Annotated in this window: 18 protein-coding genes; all 18 read left to right on the forward strand. The window is 28.5% G+C overall.

Going from position 1 to position 17,772, the window contains the following annotated elements; all coding sequences use genetic code 11:
* Nucleotides 1–1,143: a LegC family aminotransferase gene (locus tag J2Y38_RS13365; protein WP_309843326.1), complete on the forward strand. Its 1,143-nt coding sequence runs from the start codon at nucleotides 1–3 to the stop codon at nucleotides 1,141–1,143.
* Nucleotides 1,133–1,756 (forward strand): acetyltransferase, encoded by a 624-nt coding sequence (locus J2Y38_RS13370; RefSeq protein WP_309843329.1) that lies wholly within the window; start codon nucleotides 1,133–1,135, stop codon nucleotides 1,754–1,756. Before J2Y38_RS13365 ends, J2Y38_RS13370 begins: the two co-directional genes overlap by 11 nt.
* Nucleotides 1,757–1,758: 2 nt before the next feature.
* Nucleotides 1,759–2,781: an N-acetylneuraminate synthase gene (gene neuB, locus J2Y38_RS13375; RefSeq protein ID WP_309843331.1), complete on the forward strand. Its 1,023-nt coding sequence runs from the start codon at nucleotides 1,759–1,761 to the stop codon at nucleotides 2,779–2,781.
* On the forward strand, nucleotides 2,778–3,890 hold the full coding sequence (gene neuC / locus J2Y38_RS13380; RefSeq protein ID WP_309843333.1) for a UDP-N-acetylglucosamine 2-epimerase: 1,113 nt from the start codon (nucleotides 2,778–2,780) through the stop codon (nucleotides 3,888–3,890). The genes neuB and neuC overlap by 4 nt, the downstream gene beginning before the upstream one ends.
* A complete protein-coding gene (locus J2Y38_RS13385; protein ID WP_309843335.1) occupies nucleotides 3,877–4,923 on the forward strand; it encodes a nucleotidyltransferase family protein in 1,047 nt (348 codons plus the stop codon). Before neuC ends, J2Y38_RS13385 begins: the two co-directional genes overlap by 14 nt.
* 3 nt (nucleotides 4,924–4,926) lie before the next feature.
* On the forward strand, nucleotides 4,927–5,613 hold the full coding sequence (locus tag J2Y38_RS13390; RefSeq protein WP_309843336.1) for an acylneuraminate cytidylyltransferase family protein: 687 nt from the start codon (nucleotides 4,927–4,929) through the stop codon (nucleotides 5,611–5,613).
* Between the two features lie 501 nt (nucleotides 5,614–6,114).
* Nucleotides 6,115–7,155: an acyltransferase gene (locus J2Y38_RS13395; protein ID WP_309843339.1), complete on the forward strand. Its 1,041-nt coding sequence runs from the start codon at nucleotides 6,115–6,117 to the stop codon at nucleotides 7,153–7,155.
* 30 nt (nucleotides 7,156–7,185) lie between these two features.
* A complete protein-coding gene (locus J2Y38_RS13400; RefSeq protein WP_309843342.1) occupies nucleotides 7,186–8,439 on the forward strand; it encodes an oligosaccharide flippase family protein in 1,254 nt (417 codons plus the stop codon).
* A gap of 238 nt (nucleotides 8,440–8,677) precedes the next feature.
* The gene (locus tag J2Y38_RS13405; RefSeq protein WP_309843344.1) at nucleotides 8,678–9,247 is read left to right on the forward strand and encodes an acyltransferase; all 570 of its coding nucleotides are present in this window, start codon (nucleotides 8,678–8,680) and stop codon (nucleotides 9,245–9,247) included.
* A gap of 1 nt (nucleotide 9,248) precedes the next feature.
* Nucleotides 9,249–9,776, forward strand: a complete 528-nt coding sequence (locus J2Y38_RS13410; RefSeq protein ID WP_056200652.1) for a DapH/DapD/GlmU-related protein — start codon at nucleotides 9,249–9,251, stop codon at nucleotides 9,774–9,776.
* Nucleotides 9,777–9,797: 21 nt separating this feature from the next.
* Nucleotides 9,798–10,970: a sialidase family protein gene (locus tag J2Y38_RS13415; protein WP_309843346.1), complete on the forward strand. Its 1,173-nt coding sequence runs from the start codon at nucleotides 9,798–9,800 to the stop codon at nucleotides 10,968–10,970.
* 74 nt (nucleotides 10,971–11,044) lie between these two features.
* A complete protein-coding gene (locus J2Y38_RS13420; protein ID WP_309843347.1) occupies nucleotides 11,045–12,055 on the forward strand; it encodes a hypothetical protein in 1,011 nt (336 codons plus the stop codon).
* Between the two features lie 14 nt (nucleotides 12,056–12,069).
* Complete coding sequence (locus J2Y38_RS13425; protein WP_309843348.1) at nucleotides 12,070–12,789, forward strand: glycosyltransferase family 2 protein; 720 nt, start codon at nucleotides 12,070–12,072, stop codon at nucleotides 12,787–12,789.
* Nucleotides 12,790–13,905, forward strand: a complete 1,116-nt coding sequence (locus J2Y38_RS13430) for an EpsG family protein (protein WP_309843350.1) — start codon at nucleotides 12,790–12,792, stop codon at nucleotides 13,903–13,905.
* A 1-nt stretch (nucleotide 13,906) separates the two neighbouring features.
* Nucleotides 13,907–14,785, forward strand: coding sequence for a hypothetical protein (locus J2Y38_RS13435; RefSeq protein ID WP_309843351.1), 879 nt, complete (start codon nucleotides 13,907–13,909; stop codon nucleotides 14,783–14,785).
* A 117-nt stretch (nucleotides 14,786–14,902) separates the two neighbouring features.
* Nucleotides 14,903–15,691, forward strand: a complete 789-nt coding sequence (locus J2Y38_RS13440; RefSeq protein ID WP_309843352.1) for a glycosyltransferase — start codon at nucleotides 14,903–14,905, stop codon at nucleotides 15,689–15,691.
* 1 nt (nucleotide 15,692) lies between these two features.
* Nucleotides 15,693–16,589: an NAD-dependent epimerase/dehydratase family protein gene (locus J2Y38_RS13445; RefSeq protein ID WP_309843354.1), complete on the forward strand. Its 897-nt coding sequence runs from the start codon at nucleotides 15,693–15,695 to the stop codon at nucleotides 16,587–16,589.
* Between the two features lie 62 nt (nucleotides 16,590–16,651).
* Nucleotides 16,652–17,767, forward strand: a complete 1,116-nt coding sequence (gene gmd / locus J2Y38_RS13450; protein WP_309843357.1) for a GDP-mannose 4,6-dehydratase — start codon at nucleotides 16,652–16,654, stop codon at nucleotides 17,765–17,767.
* The last annotated feature ends 5 nt before the right edge of the window (nucleotides 17,768–17,772 follow it).

Genomic DNA, 17,772 nt, shown 5'->3' on the forward strand with positions numbered 1-17,772 from the left:
ATGAGTGCTATTAATTCGACAATTTCTTTTATAAAAGAGCAATATAAAACAGAAAATTTCATACCTCTCCACGTTCCTCATTTTGGGGGTAATGAAAAAAAATATTTAATAGAGACTATAGATTCTACTTTTGTTTCCTCTGTTGGTGCATATGTTGATCAATTTGAAGTAACAATGCAAAACATTACTCAAACACAAAAAGCTGTCGCAGTTGTAAATGGTACAGCAGCAATTCAGGTAGCTCTCCGTTTAATTGGGGTCAAAAGTGGAGATGAAGTATTAACACAAGCTTTAACTTTCGTAGCTACTGCAAATGCTATTGCATATCAGAATGCAACACCAGTTTTTTTAGATGTTGATTTGGATACTATGGGACTGTCTCCGAAGGCTGTCTCCACTTTTTTAGAAGAGTTTGGAGAATTACGAGAGGATGGTTGTTACAATAAAAAGACTCAAAAAAAAATTAGTGCATGTCTGCCAATGCATACTTTTGGGTTTCCTGTTCACCTAGATGAACTAATTGCTGTTTGTAATGATTGGAAAATTCCAGTAGTAGAAGATGCTGCAGAATCATTAGGAAGTGAATACAAAGGAAAACCAACAGGTAGTTTTGGTAAACTAGGAGCGTTTTCTTTTAATGGAAATAAAATAGTTACCAGTGGCGGCGGCGGCGCAATAGTTACAAATGATTTTAAATTAGGTGAAAAAGGAAAATATCTAACTACAACAGCCAAAATTCCTCACCCTTATGAATATGTGCATGATGAAATGGGTTATAATTTTAGGATGCCAAATTTAAATGCAGCATTAGCTTGTGCCCAATTAGAACAATTAAATACTTTTTTGGAAAATAAAAGGATATTAGCTAAAGAATATGAATCTTTTTTTCAGTCATCAGGTATCAAATTCAGAACGGAAACACCTGAGACTAAAGCGAATTATTGGTTAATGTGCATAGAGTTGGCAAATAAAAATGAAAGAGATTTGTTTTTAGAAGAAACAAATGTAAAAGGTGTAATGACAAGACCAATTTGGCAGTTAATGTATCGTTTACCAATGTATAAAAATTGTCAAAGGGACGAACAAATTAATGCTGAATTCTTGGAGGAGCGCATTGTAAATATACCAAGCAGTGTCAGATAAAAAAATCATTCTTATAGGATACTCTGGTCATGCTTATGTAGTACTAGAAACTCTTTTAGAGAATGGTTATGAGGTAATTGGATATTTCGAAAAAGAAAAAAACGATAATGATCCTTTTAATTTACCTTACTTAGGGTTTGAAAAAAATCAAAATTTTATTGATTTTGATAAAAACATTGCATTTGTAATAGGTATTGGAGATAATAATTTAAGACAAAATGTAGCAGGTTTTATTGAAAGTAAAGGAAAGAGAGTTCAAACAGTTATTAACGATTCAGCGCTGATTTCAAAGAGTGCTATTGTTGATAATGGAAGTTTTATCAACAAAAGAGTTGTAGTTAATGCTCTAGCTCAAATAGGAAAAAATGTAATCTTGAATACGGGGTGTATTATTGAACATGAATGCATTTTAGAAGATGGAGTGCATATAGCTCCGGGTGCTGTTTTAGCGGGAAATGTAAATGTTGGCAGAAATACATTCATTGGTGCAAATGCAGTAATAAAACAAGGTGTCGTAATTGGAAACGATGTGATAATAGGAGCAGGCACTGTAGTTATTTCGAATATACCTGACGGCAAAAAAATAGTAGGGAATCCAGGTAGAATAATCTAAATATGAGTAAAGTAATTATTATAGCTGAGGCTGGTGTAAATCATAACGGAGATATTAATATTGCAAAAAAATTAATAGATGCGGCTGTTGATGCTGGTGTAGACTATGTCAAATTTCAGACATTTAAAGCTGACAGTTTGGTTAGTAAATCAGCAAAAAAAGCAGAATATCAAAGTGTTAATATTAACGATGGTGATGACTCTCAATATACCATGTTAAAAAATTTAGAATTAAGTCACGAAAATCATTTAGAATTAATGTCATATTGTAGAGAAAAAAACATTAATTTTTTCTCTACCGCATTTGATGTTGAAGGAATTAACTATCTAAATAAATTAGGACTTAATTTTTTTAAAATTCCAAGCGGAGAGATCACTAATTACCCTTATTTAAAAGCAGTTGCTTTATGTGGTAAACCTGTTATTTTATCTACTGGTATGTGTTCTGAAATAGAAATCAAGCAAGCTTTAGATGTATTAGTGAAATTTGGATTAAAAAAAGAAAAAATTTCAATACTTCATTGTAATACAGAATATCCTACTCCAATGGAAGATGTTAATCTTAAAGCGATGTTAACTATTGGAAAAAATTTTGGGGTGCCGATTGGCTATTCAGATCATACATTAGGCATAGAAGTGCCTATTGCGGCAGTAGCTATGGGAGCAAAAATTATAGAGAAACATTTTACCTTAGATAAAACTTTGCCAGGTCCTGATCATGTGGCTTCATTAGAACCGCATGAATTAAAAGAAATGGTTAAAGGAATTCGTAATATAGAATTAGCTATAAGTGGAGACGGGGAAAAAATTGCAAGTAAAAGTGAAACAAAAAATATAGCAATTGCGAGGAAGAGTATTTTTATTAGTAAAGATTTAAAAGAAGGTCATATTATTACTGATGACGATATTATTACATTGCGACCTGGGGATGGAATTTCCCCTATGGAATGGGAAAATGTTATTGGGAAAAAATTAACCACTAATAAAAATGAATTTGACAAATTATCATTTTTAGATATAAAATGAAAATAGGAATATTAACTAGTTCAAGGGCTGACTATGGAATATATCTCCCCTTCCTTCAAAAAATAAAAGACGATCCTTTTTTTGAATTAGAAATTATTGCTTTTGGAACTCATTTATCCAAAACTCATGGATATACTTTAAACGAAATAGAAGCAGATAAATATAAATGTGTTCATACTATTTCAGCATTAATATCAAACGATGATGAACAATCTATTGTAACATCTTACGGTCTTACTATTTTAAAGTTTGCAGATTTTTGGGATCAGAATAAATATGATTTGGTTTTTTGTCTTGGAGATCGTTTTGAAATGAGTGCTGCTGTTCAAGCGGGAATAGTTTTTGGAATAAGATTTGCCCATTTTCATGGAGGAGAAACTACATTAGGTGCCATAGATAATATATATAGGCATCAAATTACTTTAGCATCATCTCTCCATTTTACTGCGACCGATGTTTTTAAAGAAAAAGTTATTAATTTAATTGGTTCATCAAAAGAAGTTTACTCCGTTGGTTCTTTAAGTTTAAATGATATTAAAGATTTTCGCCCAATAGATAAAAATGAATTTTATAAAAAATATGCAATTCCAGAAAAGGAATTTATTTTAGTTACGTTTCATCCAGAAACAATTTCGATTAAAGAAAATGTTCATTTTGCTACTGAGATGAAAAAAGCATTGCTATCTATTTGCAAAGAAACATTTGTAATTATTACAATGCCTAATGCAGATACACAAGGCTCTGTTTATAGAGAAGTAATTCAAGAATTGAAAAAAGAAATTCCGGATCGTTTCTTATTAATTGAAAACTTTGGAAAACAAAATTACTTCTCTGCAATGTATTACGCTAAAATTTTATTAGGAAATACTTCCAGTGGAATTTTGGAAGCCGCATCATTTGGCAAATATGTTGTGAATGTTGGGGACAGACAAAAAGGAAGAGTTCAAAGTGATAATATTTTGAATAGTGATTTTAAAGAAGAATCAATTATTTCTGCCGTTAACATAGCAATGAATAAAGGAAAATTTGAAGGCGAAAATGTATATTTTAAAGATAAGGCTGCAGATAACATTATTAAAATAGTAAAAATATTTCATGAGAATATATAAAGAACACTTAATTCTTTCTGGTAGTAAAGTTAAGCAGGCACTACTAAAATTTAATGAATTATCTCCAGATGCTATTCTTTTTGTAGTTGACAAAGAAGAGAGACTAATTGGAGCGTTAACTGATGGTGATGTTAGACGTGGTCTGCTTAAAGGATTTTCGATAGAAAGTAATGTTGATGAAATTATTCAAACGAATCCAAGATACATTAAAAAAGGAGAAAACAATCTTAAGCAAATTATCGAATATCGTGAAGGTGACTTTAGAGTTGTACCTATAGTAGATGAAAATCATAAGGTAGTTAATGTTATAAATTTTAGAAAAATAAGATCTTATCTTCCTATTGATGCAGTGATAATGGCTGGTGGCAGAGGTCAACGTTTACAGCCTTTAACAGATTCTCTTCCTAAACCGCTTTTAAAAGTAGGAGGTAAAGCCATCATGGAACACAATTTAGATAGATTAGCCTTATTTGGAATTGATGATTTTTGGGTTTCAGTTAAATATTTAGGAGAAAAAATTGAAGATCATTTTGGAGATGGAAAAGATAAAAATGTTAAAATTGAATACGTTTGGGAAAATGAACCTCTTGGAACAATTGGAGCTGTATCTCAGATAAAAAATTTTGAACATGATTATGTTTTGGTAACAAATTCAGATTTGCTTACAAATATTGATTATGAACAATTTTTTCTTGAGTTTATAAAAGAAGATGCAGATTTGGCAGTACTAACAATTCCATATCAGGTAAATGTGCCATATGCAGTTTTAGAAACCGAGAATGGTGTTGTGAAAAGTTTTAAAGAAAAACCAATTTATACTTATTATTCAAATGGCGGTATTTATTTAATTAAAAAAGAAATGCTAAAGTTTATTCCTGAAAATGTTTTTTTTAATGCCACGGATTTAATGGAGGAGCTGATAAGAAATAAAAAGAAAGTAATTTCGTTTCCGTTTTCAGGATATTGGTTAGATGTTGGAAAACATGAAGATTTTGAGAAAGCTCATATTGATGTAAAAAACATAAAATTTTAAAGAATGAAACCGTTAGTTGTAATTCCTGCAAGAGGCGGAAGTAAAGGTGTGCCTAAAAAAAATATTAAACTTCTTAATGGAAAACCTTTAATAAATTATTCAATTGAGGCTGCTCAGCAGATATTTGAAAATGACATTATCTGTGTTACTACAGATAGTCAGGAAATAAAAGAGGTAGTTGAAAATACAACAAATTTGAAAGTTCCTTTTCTTCGCCCTGACTTCCTGGCAACAGATGACGCAGGTACTTATGAAGTTTTACTACATGCAATAGATTTTTATGAAAAAGAAGGATATACTGCAGATACCTTGGTCTTAATGCAGCCAACATCTCCTTTTAGAACACATGCACATATTAAGGAAGCACTTAAATTATACACTGATGATATTGATATGGTAGTCTCAGTAAAAGAAACTAAATCTAATCCATATTATGTTCTTTTTGAAGAAAATGAAAAAGGATTTTTAGCAAAATCAAAGAAATCTGATTTTATAAGAAGGCAGGATTGCCCGGATGTATGGGAGCTGAATGGGGCTTTATATATTATAAATATACAATCATTACGAAATGGACCTATAGGATCGTTTAAGAAAATGATAAAGTATGTAATGAATGAAACAGACAGTATAGATATTGATACTATGTTTGACTGGAAGCTTGCTGAGTTTTATTTGAATGATTCAAATTAACTTCAATAATATTTTAGTGTATATTATAGCGATTGGATATAATACTTTAGATTACAGTTTAAGTTAATATTTTTTTTAAGTTACAATAGAGAAATAAAGATCTATAGACTTGATTTTTAGATGATTATAATCTAATTGAGTGATGAAAGAACTAATATTTCAGGAGTCGGAATTAAATTTTTGAAGCTTTATCACTAGTGAAAAGATATAATTAATTTGTAAAAGGTGATTTCTAGCTAAGAAATTTAAAAGTGACACGAGGTCTGGAGAAAATAATTGAACCAGAGAAAAACTATAAGATATCGTATTAGAAAGATATATATGAAACAATCTGCATTTTTTTAAAAAGAGAATGATGAAGTATTTGATTGTTAATGGGGCTAGAAACATCTAAATAATTTTTAAAACAAATATAAGAGACGATTAATAACTACTAAAAAATAGCTTTTTCTATTCAAAAGAAAATTTTATTATTTTAATCGTTTTAAACAAGAGAAATTTATGAGACGTTTAGTTAATTTAGACTACTTAAGAGGGATATGTGCATTTGGTATAATGATTTTTCATTATACAGGATGGGGAAGTGGAGATGCTGGTTCATTTATGGGAAGATTGGGAATTTATGGTGTGTCAATATTTTATATATTAAGTGGGCTTACTCTTCATCATGTCTACAGTGAAAAAATGCAAACCTCTACTGGCGAAATATTAACTTTTTTTAAGAAAAGGATTTTTAGAATTTTTCCGCTTCTTTGGCTTGCAACAATTTTTTCTATCTTTTTATCCCCAGAAAAATTCGATTTATTGGATCTGGCTTTGAATTTATCAGGGTTATTTGGATTTTTCAGATGGGATCATTATTTCGCAATGGGAGCTTGGTCTATCGGAAATGAGTTGGTATTCTACGTATTTTTTCCTTTATTTTTAATAATGTCGAAATATTATAAAATTTATTTTAAGATTTTAATAGCACTCATTATTGTTATAAGCCTATATTTTACTTTTATAAGCCTTGATCAAAATCTTACATTAGCTCAGCAATGGAGAAACTATGTTAATCCCCTAAATCAGGTTTTTCTTTTTCTGGGAGGATTTTTAATTTTTAGTTTTTTCTCTCAAAAAGAAAATAATAATAAATTATATTTTTTCTTACTTTTTTTAGTTAGTGTTTTATTTGTGTTTTACCCAGTCGATGGGGATTCTATCAATATTGTATCTGGATTTAATAGAATTCTTTTTATGTTAATCAGTTTTACAATTTGCATTAGTTTTTACAAGATTGATATAAAAATTCCAAATTTTATAGATAAACCGTTATCTCTTTTAGGAGAAGCAAGTTATTCAGTTTATTTACTACATCCAATCGTCTTTGGAATTGTTCAAATTATATGCAAACGATTAAACATTTCTGGACTTTATATTATTGCCATGTCTATTATATTAACACTTATAATAAGTTACTTTGTTTATAACTATTTCGAAAAGTATTTTATTAGAAAAGGAAACAATCTTAAACTTATTTTAAACTATAATGATAAATAAGAATGAAAAAGATTTTAATTTTTGATGAAGATGTTGAATAAAATAAAATCTTTAGCAAAAAAAAGAGAAGTTTTAAACTTTGCTAATTATTATATCTTTACAATAATTAATGCAGGAATAAGTATATTTTCGATTTCATATTTAACCAAAAATATAGTTCCCGAAGATTATGGAATGATTGGTATTTATACAAGTATATTATTTTTTATTCCATCATTGATATCATTTTCTGCCAATGGATTAATAGCGATAGAAATAGTTGATTTAGAATTCAATAAGTATTTGAATTTTAGGAATAGTTATATTTCATTTCTTCTGATTTCATTTTTAGCCAGCTCAATAATTTCATTCCTGTTTTCATTATATTTTAGTGAGTTTGGATTTGTAATTATTATGGCAACTACAATAGGGTTTATTCAGACATTAAGCTCAGTCCATAATACAGAACTTTTTCAATTTTCACAACCAACTCGTTTTGGACTCATTTCAACGGGAACTGTTTTAGTAGGATTTGTTCTGACAGTTATTTTTATTTCGCTTTTTAATTTAGATTGGAAATCAAGAATTTTTGCTTTACTAATATCCGAGTTTATTTTTCTGATTATAAGATTTTATTTTCTAAGTTCAATTGGTAAATCGTTTAGATTTAGCTTTGATAAAGAGCAATTTAAAATTATTATTTATTATGGCGCCCCATTAATATTTTCAGTTTTAGCCGGATGGGTGTTAAATCAGTCTGACAGATATTTTCTTTTGAATTTTTTTAGTCTTAAGGAAGTTGGTTTATATGCAGCAGCAGCAGGGATAGCATCTTTTATTGTTATGATTAATACAAACATGATTAAGGTAATTTATCCTCTAGTTTATAAAAAGTTAAGTAAAAGAGAAGGGAAAAATTTTATATTAAAATTGACATTATATTATTCAATTTTAGTTTTAATAATTAGTATGATTTTTTGCTTCGGATTGTATTTTTTTGGTAACCTATTTTTAGGTCAAAAATACTTGTCAGCCATGCCTATAATATATATTATGTGTATTGCTCAAGCTTTCTTTGGTATTTATACTACAACAGGTTTAGTTATTGATTATTTTAAAATGACAAAACTTAAGACCATTTTAGTAGTTTCAAGTGCTATTTTGGTAATATTATTATCATTTACTTTAATTCCTTTTTTTGGAATTTATGGACCAGCTTTAGCCTCACTTTTATCTTTTGTATTTCTATCTGTATTGTCATTTTTTATCTCGTTAAGTTTATTTAAAAAGTATCAAATTACATAGATCATTAAGATGAAATATGATTACTTTGGTTAAATATTTAGATTGGCAATCAAATACTATTTGATATTACAAATATTTAATCTTTTTTTAAAGTTGTAAATTCATTCGATTAGCATAATTTTAACGAAATTATCCTAATCGATTAATAGTGAATTGTTTTTCAAGAAATAAAACTAAAATCGGTATTATTACCATGTTATGAACATCTTAAAAATGTAATTATTAATTCAAATTTTAAATGAGTAAAATTATTGTAAAACTAATTCTTTTTTTTAAAATTGATATTTTAATAACTTTTCTGAAAAATCAAATTCATTTAGCTGAAATTAATAGAATAGAACGAAAATCAGGAAATAAGATTAATTATGTTGATCAAGGTTTTGGAGGTGTTAAAATTATTAGTGTCAATGGAGATTATTCAAAATTCAAAATAGATAATACTAGTCATTTAAAATCTGATACCATTATCGAATGTTCAGGAGGAGTATCAATTGGAAAATATTTTCATACCGGCAGAGGACTAACTATTTTTTCTATTAATCATAATTATAAGAATGCTGAGGCAATTCCTTATGATGATAAAATAATTGATAAACCAGTCGTTATAAAGGATTTTGTTTGGTGTGGAGCAAATGTGACAATAGTTCCTGGAGTAGTAATAGGAGAGGGTGTAATAATTGCAAGTGGATGTGTGGTTACTAAAGATGTGCCAGACTATGCAATTATAGGAGGGAATCCTCATAATGTTTTGAGTTATAGGGATATAGATTCTTTTTTGAAGTTAAAAAGGGCGCAAAAATTTTATTAAAATGTTTAAAATTCTAAATAAAATACTTTCCATTTATAATGTTTTTTATTCTAAAAACCTTTTTAAAAAGGTTAATTGTGATATTAAATCAGTAATTATAGGCCCTGATTGTAATAATGGTTTTATTATTAATTCACCAGAAAAACTATATATTGACAATGGTACTGTAATTAATGGACAATGTTATATTAATGCCTTCGGCGGTGTTAAAATTGGAAAATTTTGTCACATAGGCAAAGGACTAACTGTTTTTTCTCATAATCATAATTATGACAGTCAGATCTCAATTCCATATGATAGTGCAGACAAATTAGCGCCAGTTGAGATCAAAGATTTTGTGTGGTGTGGAGCAAATGTAACAATTGTTCCAGGAGTCACAATAGGTGAAGGGGTCGTTATTGGTTCAGGAACTGTTGTCACAAAAGATGTGCCTGATTATGCAATAATAGGGGGGAATCCTCATAAGATTATTAAGTTTAGAGATATAGAAACTTTCCAAAAATTAAAAGAACAAAAAAAATTTTATTAACAGATTTAAATTAAATTTTGAATGAAATTAAGAACTACTTTTTATTATTTATTAATACTTATTATTAGTACTTCTTGTAGTGATGCGCAAGAATATCTTGAAGATTCACATGAAGTTGTAGTTAAAGAATCAAAAGATTTTGGAATACTAAAAGGAATACCATCTCCTTTTAAACTAGAAAAATATACTATCCTTGATCCTAATCCAACAGGAAAATACTTGGGAGGATCTGCTTTTGCATCTATTTGTAAAAAAAATGATAATGATTATTTAGTTGTTGCCATGGGCTATGGAAAATATGATGACTTTGCATTCTCTGAATTATTAAATTTTGATTTAAATATTCAAACGAAACAATTTACAGGAACATCACTTTTTCAGGAAAACTTGTCAAAAATTCAAACAGGAGGAAATTCACTCGTTAAATTGAATGACAAGGTTATCCTAAGTTTATTTTATGGCAAAGAAAGCGCGAATAGCATTAATATTTACATGAAGTCATCTGGTGATAATGGTGTAACTTGGTCAGGACCAAAAATGATAAATACTCTTAAAGATGTTTATCAGCATGCTGCAAATAATCGTGCGATTTTACTTTCATCAGGTCGTATATTATTGCCAATGGCAATTGGGGGAGCAGGTTCAAAAAATTATATATTTTGTTATTATTCTGATGATAATGGAGATACTTGGCAAAATACGAAGTTACTTTACACAAAAGGCAATTCTTTATATGAACCATGTGTTGAGGAGTTGAGTGATGGAAGATTAATTATGACACTAAGAAATTCGTCTGGCAAAATTATATTTGCATTTAGTAATGATGATGGATTAACTTGGACGGATTTTGTAAAAAGTGATATAACTAGTCCTGATGCGCCTTCGACAATTGCAAAAATCCCGGGTAAAAACTTATTGGTTTTAAGCTGGAATAATACTGACAGAATATTTGACTATCATAACAGGTCACCTTTATCGTTAGCTATAAGTAAAGATGAGGGTAAAACATGGAAATATCTTTTCGATATTGAGAATACATTAAATGTGGGGGCATATTATCCAACAATTAATTTTTCGAAAGATAAAATGTTAATTACTTACACAAAAAAAAATGCAGGCGATTCTAGATCAGTTGTTGTCTTTTCTGAAGTTTCAATATCTTCTTTGGAAGATTTATTAAATAAAGCTAACTGATACTGATTTTATGAATTTTTAAAGTAAATCTTTAGATACTACATTTAAATATTTTAATTTTTTCTCCTGTAAATATGATTGTTTTTTGTCAAGCACCAGCGGATATTCCGTATGTATTGTCTTTATATGAGAAATACAAGAATGAAGAAGTAATATCAATTGTTGTAATAAATGTAGAAAATGTTTTTAAATTTATCAAAAGCTTAAATCTTAATTTAGATTCACTAGTTTTTATTCCTTATACTTTAAAATCATTTAAGAATCCTTTAGATATTATTAGAGAAAGAAAGAGAATTATAAAACTTAATAAAAAATATTTTGATGCTATAGTTGGTACAAATGTTTATTTTTTTTCTCGATTTGAAGATTGGCTGACATCCTTCTTTTTAAAAGGTCTGTCAAAAAGGAACAAGATTTATTATTTAGATCATTATGATTTTTCATCAGAATTTTTTGAAAAAAAGAAGTTAACCTTTAAATTAAGCATTTATAAATTAATTTATTTTTTACTCACAGGGGTTGATTTTAAATTGGAAATAATTGAAAAGATTCCAGAATTAAATTATGGTAAATATAAAATAGAACGAAGAGTCCCTCAAGTCAATAATGAAGTTTTTCAAAAATATCAATATGAAATAGATATTTTACAAAAAATAGAACCAATAGTTTTATTTTTTGTCATGCCTTGCGAACCTACAATTTATGACTGTGAAAGCCATGACGAAATTCAGTTAAGTATTGTTGAATCTTTCAAAAAAAACAATTGGACTGTTGTTATAAAAGGACATCCTCGTTTGGGGGTTCCTGACAATATAATGAATGTGATTGATGTTGAAATACCCTCTTATATACCCGCAGAATTTCTGCAGATTAAAGATGTCAAAATGTGTGTTGGGATTATCACAACAGCATTAGCTCATTTCGCCACAAGCAGTGATATAAAAACATATTCATTAGTTAATTTGTTTCAATTTAGGAAAAATACATCTTCAAAACTCTACACAGATTATCTTTCAGAGGCATCAAATAACCAAGTTAAGTTTTTTCAATCATTTAATGATTTTGAGAATAATATTAAAAATTAGTATTCAAAAAAGAAATGAATAAAATTAAAATTACTGTAGTAACAGTTGTTTATAATGGTGCGGATATTATAGAAAATACTATAGCAAATCTTATAAACCAAACATACGACAATATTGAATACATTATCGTAGATGGAGGCTCAAAAGATGGAACTCAAGATATAATTAGAAAATACGAAGAAAAAATTTCTCTCTGGAAATCAGAACCGGATAAAGGTATTTATGATGCAATGAACAAAGCGATTCAATTAGCTACAGGAGATTATATTTACTTTTTAAATGTTGGGGATAATTTTTATTCAAATAAAACGTTGGAGAATATAATCACTCAAAGTCAATATGAAGATGTTATTTATGGTAACACATGTATTAAAGATTTAAATAGTGAAAGAATTGCCAAAGCATATCCCTTAAATTTAGATTGGAAAACAATGCCTTATTGTCATCAAAGTGTTTTAATAAAAAGAACTTTTCTAATTAATAATCTTTTTGATTTATCGTATAAAATTGCAGCAGATTATAATCAGTATCACGAGTTGAAAAAATCTAAGGCTGTATTTAAATTTGTAGATGAAACTATAAGTATTTACGATAATAGTGGGTTTTCATCTCAAAATGCAAAGCAAATGCTAAATGAATATATTGATATATCTGTAAAAAACAGTCCCGGTTTTTTAAAAAAAATAAAAGTAAGATTGTATTTCTTTTTAAGGATGAAATTAAGAAAGATATAGATGGCTATTTATAATCTGATCTTTGGTTTTATTTTCTTAATTAGTTTTGTGTCTGTATTTGTTAAAATTAATAAATACTACTCTTTATGTATTTTTTTTATATTACTTATTTTTGGAGTTTTGAGATATAAAATTGGTATGGACTATGAAAGTTACGAAGAAATTTTTGACACCATATTTAACAGACCAATGTCAATATCTGAAGTTGCTGATGTATATATAGAGCCAGGCTACGGAATTGCCATGTCTTGTTTAAAATATATTGGATTAGATAAAATTGGGTTGTTTGCGGTTCATATGATAATATCTTTATATTTTACCAATAAAGCTATTTTAAAATATTCATATAATCCATTTATATCCTGGCTAATTTTTTATGGTGTTTATTATGCTAATCTTTTTTTTAACGGTATACGACAAGGTTTATTTATTGCGATAATAATGTACCTTCTCCCTCTCCTTTTGCAAAAAGAAAAAATTACATTAACTTTTTTTAAAGTACTCGTTTTATCTTTTTTTCTAGGTTTTTTTGTTCATAAAACGGCACTCGTACTTCCTTTTCTTTATTTATTGGGATTGTTTGATTTTTCTCTCCAGAATAAATTTATTTTGTTAGGAGCTTCTATGATTTGGGCATTTGCAGGAATTGGAAATGTATTGATTCAGTTAGGAGGATTAGCTTTTGTAAAAGATGCGGGATATTTAGGGGTAGTTGATTTTTATACTCAAAATGAAACATTTGGCGCCGAAATTAAATTACTTAGTGTTTCAGTTTTGCACAGACTTTTGATCTTAATATTGGCTCTATATTTTTCAAAATTTCAATCCTCAAATATTATTTTTAAAAAAATGGTAAATATCTATTTTTGGGGTATTGTTATTTATTTTTTATTAACTCCTTTAGGGTATATGCTGGCTACAAGGGTTAGTATGAATCTTAAGGTATTTGATGTTTTATTGATTCCATATTTCTTGATTTTCCTAAAAGAATATCCATTTAAAATATTAGGTCTTATTCTAGTAAGTGCATGGTCGTTTGCAGTAATGCTTACCAATTTTTATATGCCGGGTAATTATCCTTACTATATTCCTTATCGTACAATCTTTAGCAAATAATATGCAAAAATTTGATCTTGTTTTTGTTTCAACTTGTTGTAATCACGAATACATATATAAACTTGTAAATAGTATTGTAGATAATAATCACACTCTTTCCGTCTATTTGATAATAGTGAATCAAGATAATGATCCTATCAAAAATGTTACAGGTACAAATAATACAACTATTAAAATTATTGAGCATAATGCAAATGTAAATACATCAATTGCTAGAAATATTGCAATAAAACACATTATAGAAAATAATTTTAATTTTGATTTTTTAAATTTTCCTGACGATGATTCTTCGTTTGATGATAGTTTTTTCAACGAAATCCATTCTAAAATTTTAAATAAAGATTTCCGAAATTTTATAATAGATGTTTATTGTACAGGGACAAAATCGTTTTTCCGAAAAGTTAATTATCAAAATAATAAATTGTTAACAAAATACGATTATAATATTGTAGGAGCAGTAAACATTGTTTTAAACTATAAAACATTTAAGAACGTTTTATATTTTGATACTAGATTTGGAGTGAATGCTAAGTATGGTGCGGGAGAAGACGGTGATTATTTTATTCGTGCTACAGAAAAAGGAGATTTTTATTATACAAATGAACTTTATAATTATCATCCTTCGGGTGAAAGTAAGTTCAAGCTGTTCCCATATAAAAAATTAAGAAGTAGAATGGTAAATTATGGCATTGGTGTGGTTGCTCTATTGAGTAAACATAGAATGCACAAACATGCAGCGCTCTTAACATTTCGCGCACTTGGTGGTACTGTAATTTATCTTGTAAAAGGTGATTTTAAGATATCTATTACCTATTTTGAATCTTTTTTCGTGCGACTTTTCTATACTCTTAAATTCTTTATCATTAAACTCGAAAAATAAATTTTTAGATAATTATCTGATAATGTCTAAGAACTATATCTTTATAAATGTGTAAAAGTTACATAGATTCTAAATTTTTTGTATTCTTTTGAAATTAATCTTGTTAAAATAAAAAAAATGTCTTTTAATATTACATCATGTATTGTACTATATAACAATGATATCAACATGTTGAAAGAGGCTATAAAGTCTTTTTTAAATACTCAGATCGAAGTTCATCTGTTCTTAGTTGATAATTCACCAACAGATGCATTAAAAATTTTAAAGGATGATGAGAGAATCACGTATATTCATAATCCGTCTAATCCTGGGTTTGGCGCTTCACATAATGTAGCTATAAAAAAAGCTTTTGAATTAAATTCTGATTATCATTTGGTATTGAATCCCGATATATATTTTGATGAAGGAATTATTGAGAAACTAGTTTTATTTGCGGAAAATAATAAAAATATAGGACATATCATGCCTAGAGTAGAGTACCCTAATGGGGATCTACAATATTTATGCAAAACAAATCCAACATTTTTTGATTTATTTGCAAGAGGTTTTATGCCTAAATTTTTAAAAAAGGTTTTTAGCAAACGCATGGATAAATATGAATACAAAAATCATGATTACAATGATATAATTTATAATATACCTTATTTATCGGGTTGTTTTATGTTTTTAAGAACTTCAACTTTAAAAGAAGTAGGTTATTTTGACGACAAGATATTTATGTATTTGGAAGATGCTGATTTAACAAGAAGGTTTTTAGAGGTTTCTGAAACTGCATATTTTCCAGAAGCAAAAGTCTTTCACCATTTTGGAAAATTAACCCATAAAAAAATCAAATTTAAATGGATTACAGTTCAAAGTGCATTTATATATTTTAACAAATGGGGATGGTTAAAAAGCATTTATTAATATGAAAGCGTTAATTACTGGATCTAGCGGATTTTTAGGTAAAATTATTAAAGAGAACCTAAAGGATTATTCGATTTATGATTTAAACAGGAATAGTGGAAATTATCGTTGCTCTTTAGAGAAAGAAATTCCAGATTTCAAAGAAAGATTTGATTTGATTATACATGCGGCTGGTAAAGCACATAGTGTTCCGAAAACGGAATTAGAAAAGGAATTGTTTAATGAAGTAAATTATATAGGCACACAAAATTTATTAAATGCATTAGACAAAAGCGGTTTTCCTAAATATTTTATATTTATAAGTTCTGTAAGTGTCTATGGATTAGATTCTGGTGAATTAATAAATGAAGAAAAATCACTACTAGCAAATGATCCTTATGGATTAAGTAAAATTAAATCAGAAATATTAGTTGAAAACTGGTGTGAAGAAAATAATATTATCTGTACCATATTGCGACTTCCTCTTTTAGTTGGAAAAGATGCGCCTGGTAATTTAGGTGCTATGGTACGTTCTATAAAAAAAGGATATTATTTTAATATTGGAGGAGGTCGAGCTAAAAAAAGTATGGTTTTGGCTCTAGATGTGGCAAAAATAATTCCCAAAGTAGCTGAAATTGGCGGAACTTATAATTTGACAGATGGTTTTCATCCAAATTTTTATCAATTGAGTGAAGTTATTGCATTAAGTTATAAAAAGAAAAGACCAAAAAACTTGCCTTTGTTTATAGCAAAAATAATGGGAAAAATGGGAGATTTATTGGGATCTTTTTCTCCTATAAATTCTTTGAAAGTGAAGAAAATTAATTCCGATTTAACTTTTGATGACGAAAAAGCGCGCAGGCTATTGCAATGGGAGCCACAGTCAGTTATTGAATTTATTTCAGAAGAACCAATTTGAAACAGATAAAAGATTAACTGTTTCTATTTAATAGATTATAAAAAAATTAAAAAATTAAATAAATGAAAATAGCTCTTATAACAGGTATTACAGGACAAGATGGTTCGTACTTGGCAGAATTATTATTAGAGAAAGGTTATATGGTTCACGGTGTTAAAAGAAGAGCTTCATCTTTTAATACGCAGCGTATTGATCATATTTATCAAGATCAACATGAGACTCATGTAAATTTTAAGCTGCACTATGGAGACTTAACAGATTCTACTAACATTATTCGAATTATTCAAGAGGTTCAACCTGACGAAATCTATAATTTAGGAGCTATGAGCCATGTAAAAGTTTCTTTTGATTCACCAGAATATGTTGCAAATGTTGACGGTATTGGTACGTTAAGGATTTTAGAAGCAGTGCGTATTTTGGGGATGGAAAAGAAAACCCGTATTTATCAAGCATCAACATCAGAATTATACGGTGGTTTGGTTGAGAATAAAAATGCGAAAGGGTTTTATGATGAAAACTCACCTTTTTATCCTCGTTCGCCTTATGGTGTAGCAAAAATTTATGGTTTCTGGATTACAAAAAATTATCGTGAAGCTTATGATATGTTTGCTTGTAACGGAATTTTGTTTAATCATGAATCGCCGCGTCGAGGTGAAACTTTCGTGACTCGTAAAATTACTATGGCTACGGCTGCTATTGCTTTAGGTGAACAAGATTGTTTATATTTAGGAAATTTAGATGCTCAACGTGATTGGGGACATGCTAAAGATTATGTAGAAGCTATGTGGCGTATTTTACAACAAGATACGGCTGAAGATTATGTGATTGCTATGGGAGAAACTACTTATGTACGTGATTTTGTTAAAATGTCATTTGCAGAAGTGGGGATAAGTATCGAATTTAGAGGTGAAGGAGTAAATGAAAAAGGATATGTTGCAGCTTGTAGTAATCCTGCTTATCAAATTGAGTTAGGTAAACAGGTTATCTCTGTCGACCCACAATATTTCCGACCTACGGAGGTTGATTTACTTATTGGAGATCCTACGAAATCTAAAACAAAATTAGGATGGGTTCCTAAATATGATCTTGCAGGATTAGTGAAAGAAATGATGGCATGTGATCTTGACTATGTTCAAAAAGGAAAAATGTTAAAAGAAATAAAATCGGTTAAATATTAATTTAA

Origin of the sequence: Flavobacterium sp. 2755, from assembly GCF_031455715.1 — a bacterium.
Taxonomy (GTDB): Bacteria; Bacteroidota; Bacteroidia; order Flavobacteriales; family Flavobacteriaceae; genus Flavobacterium.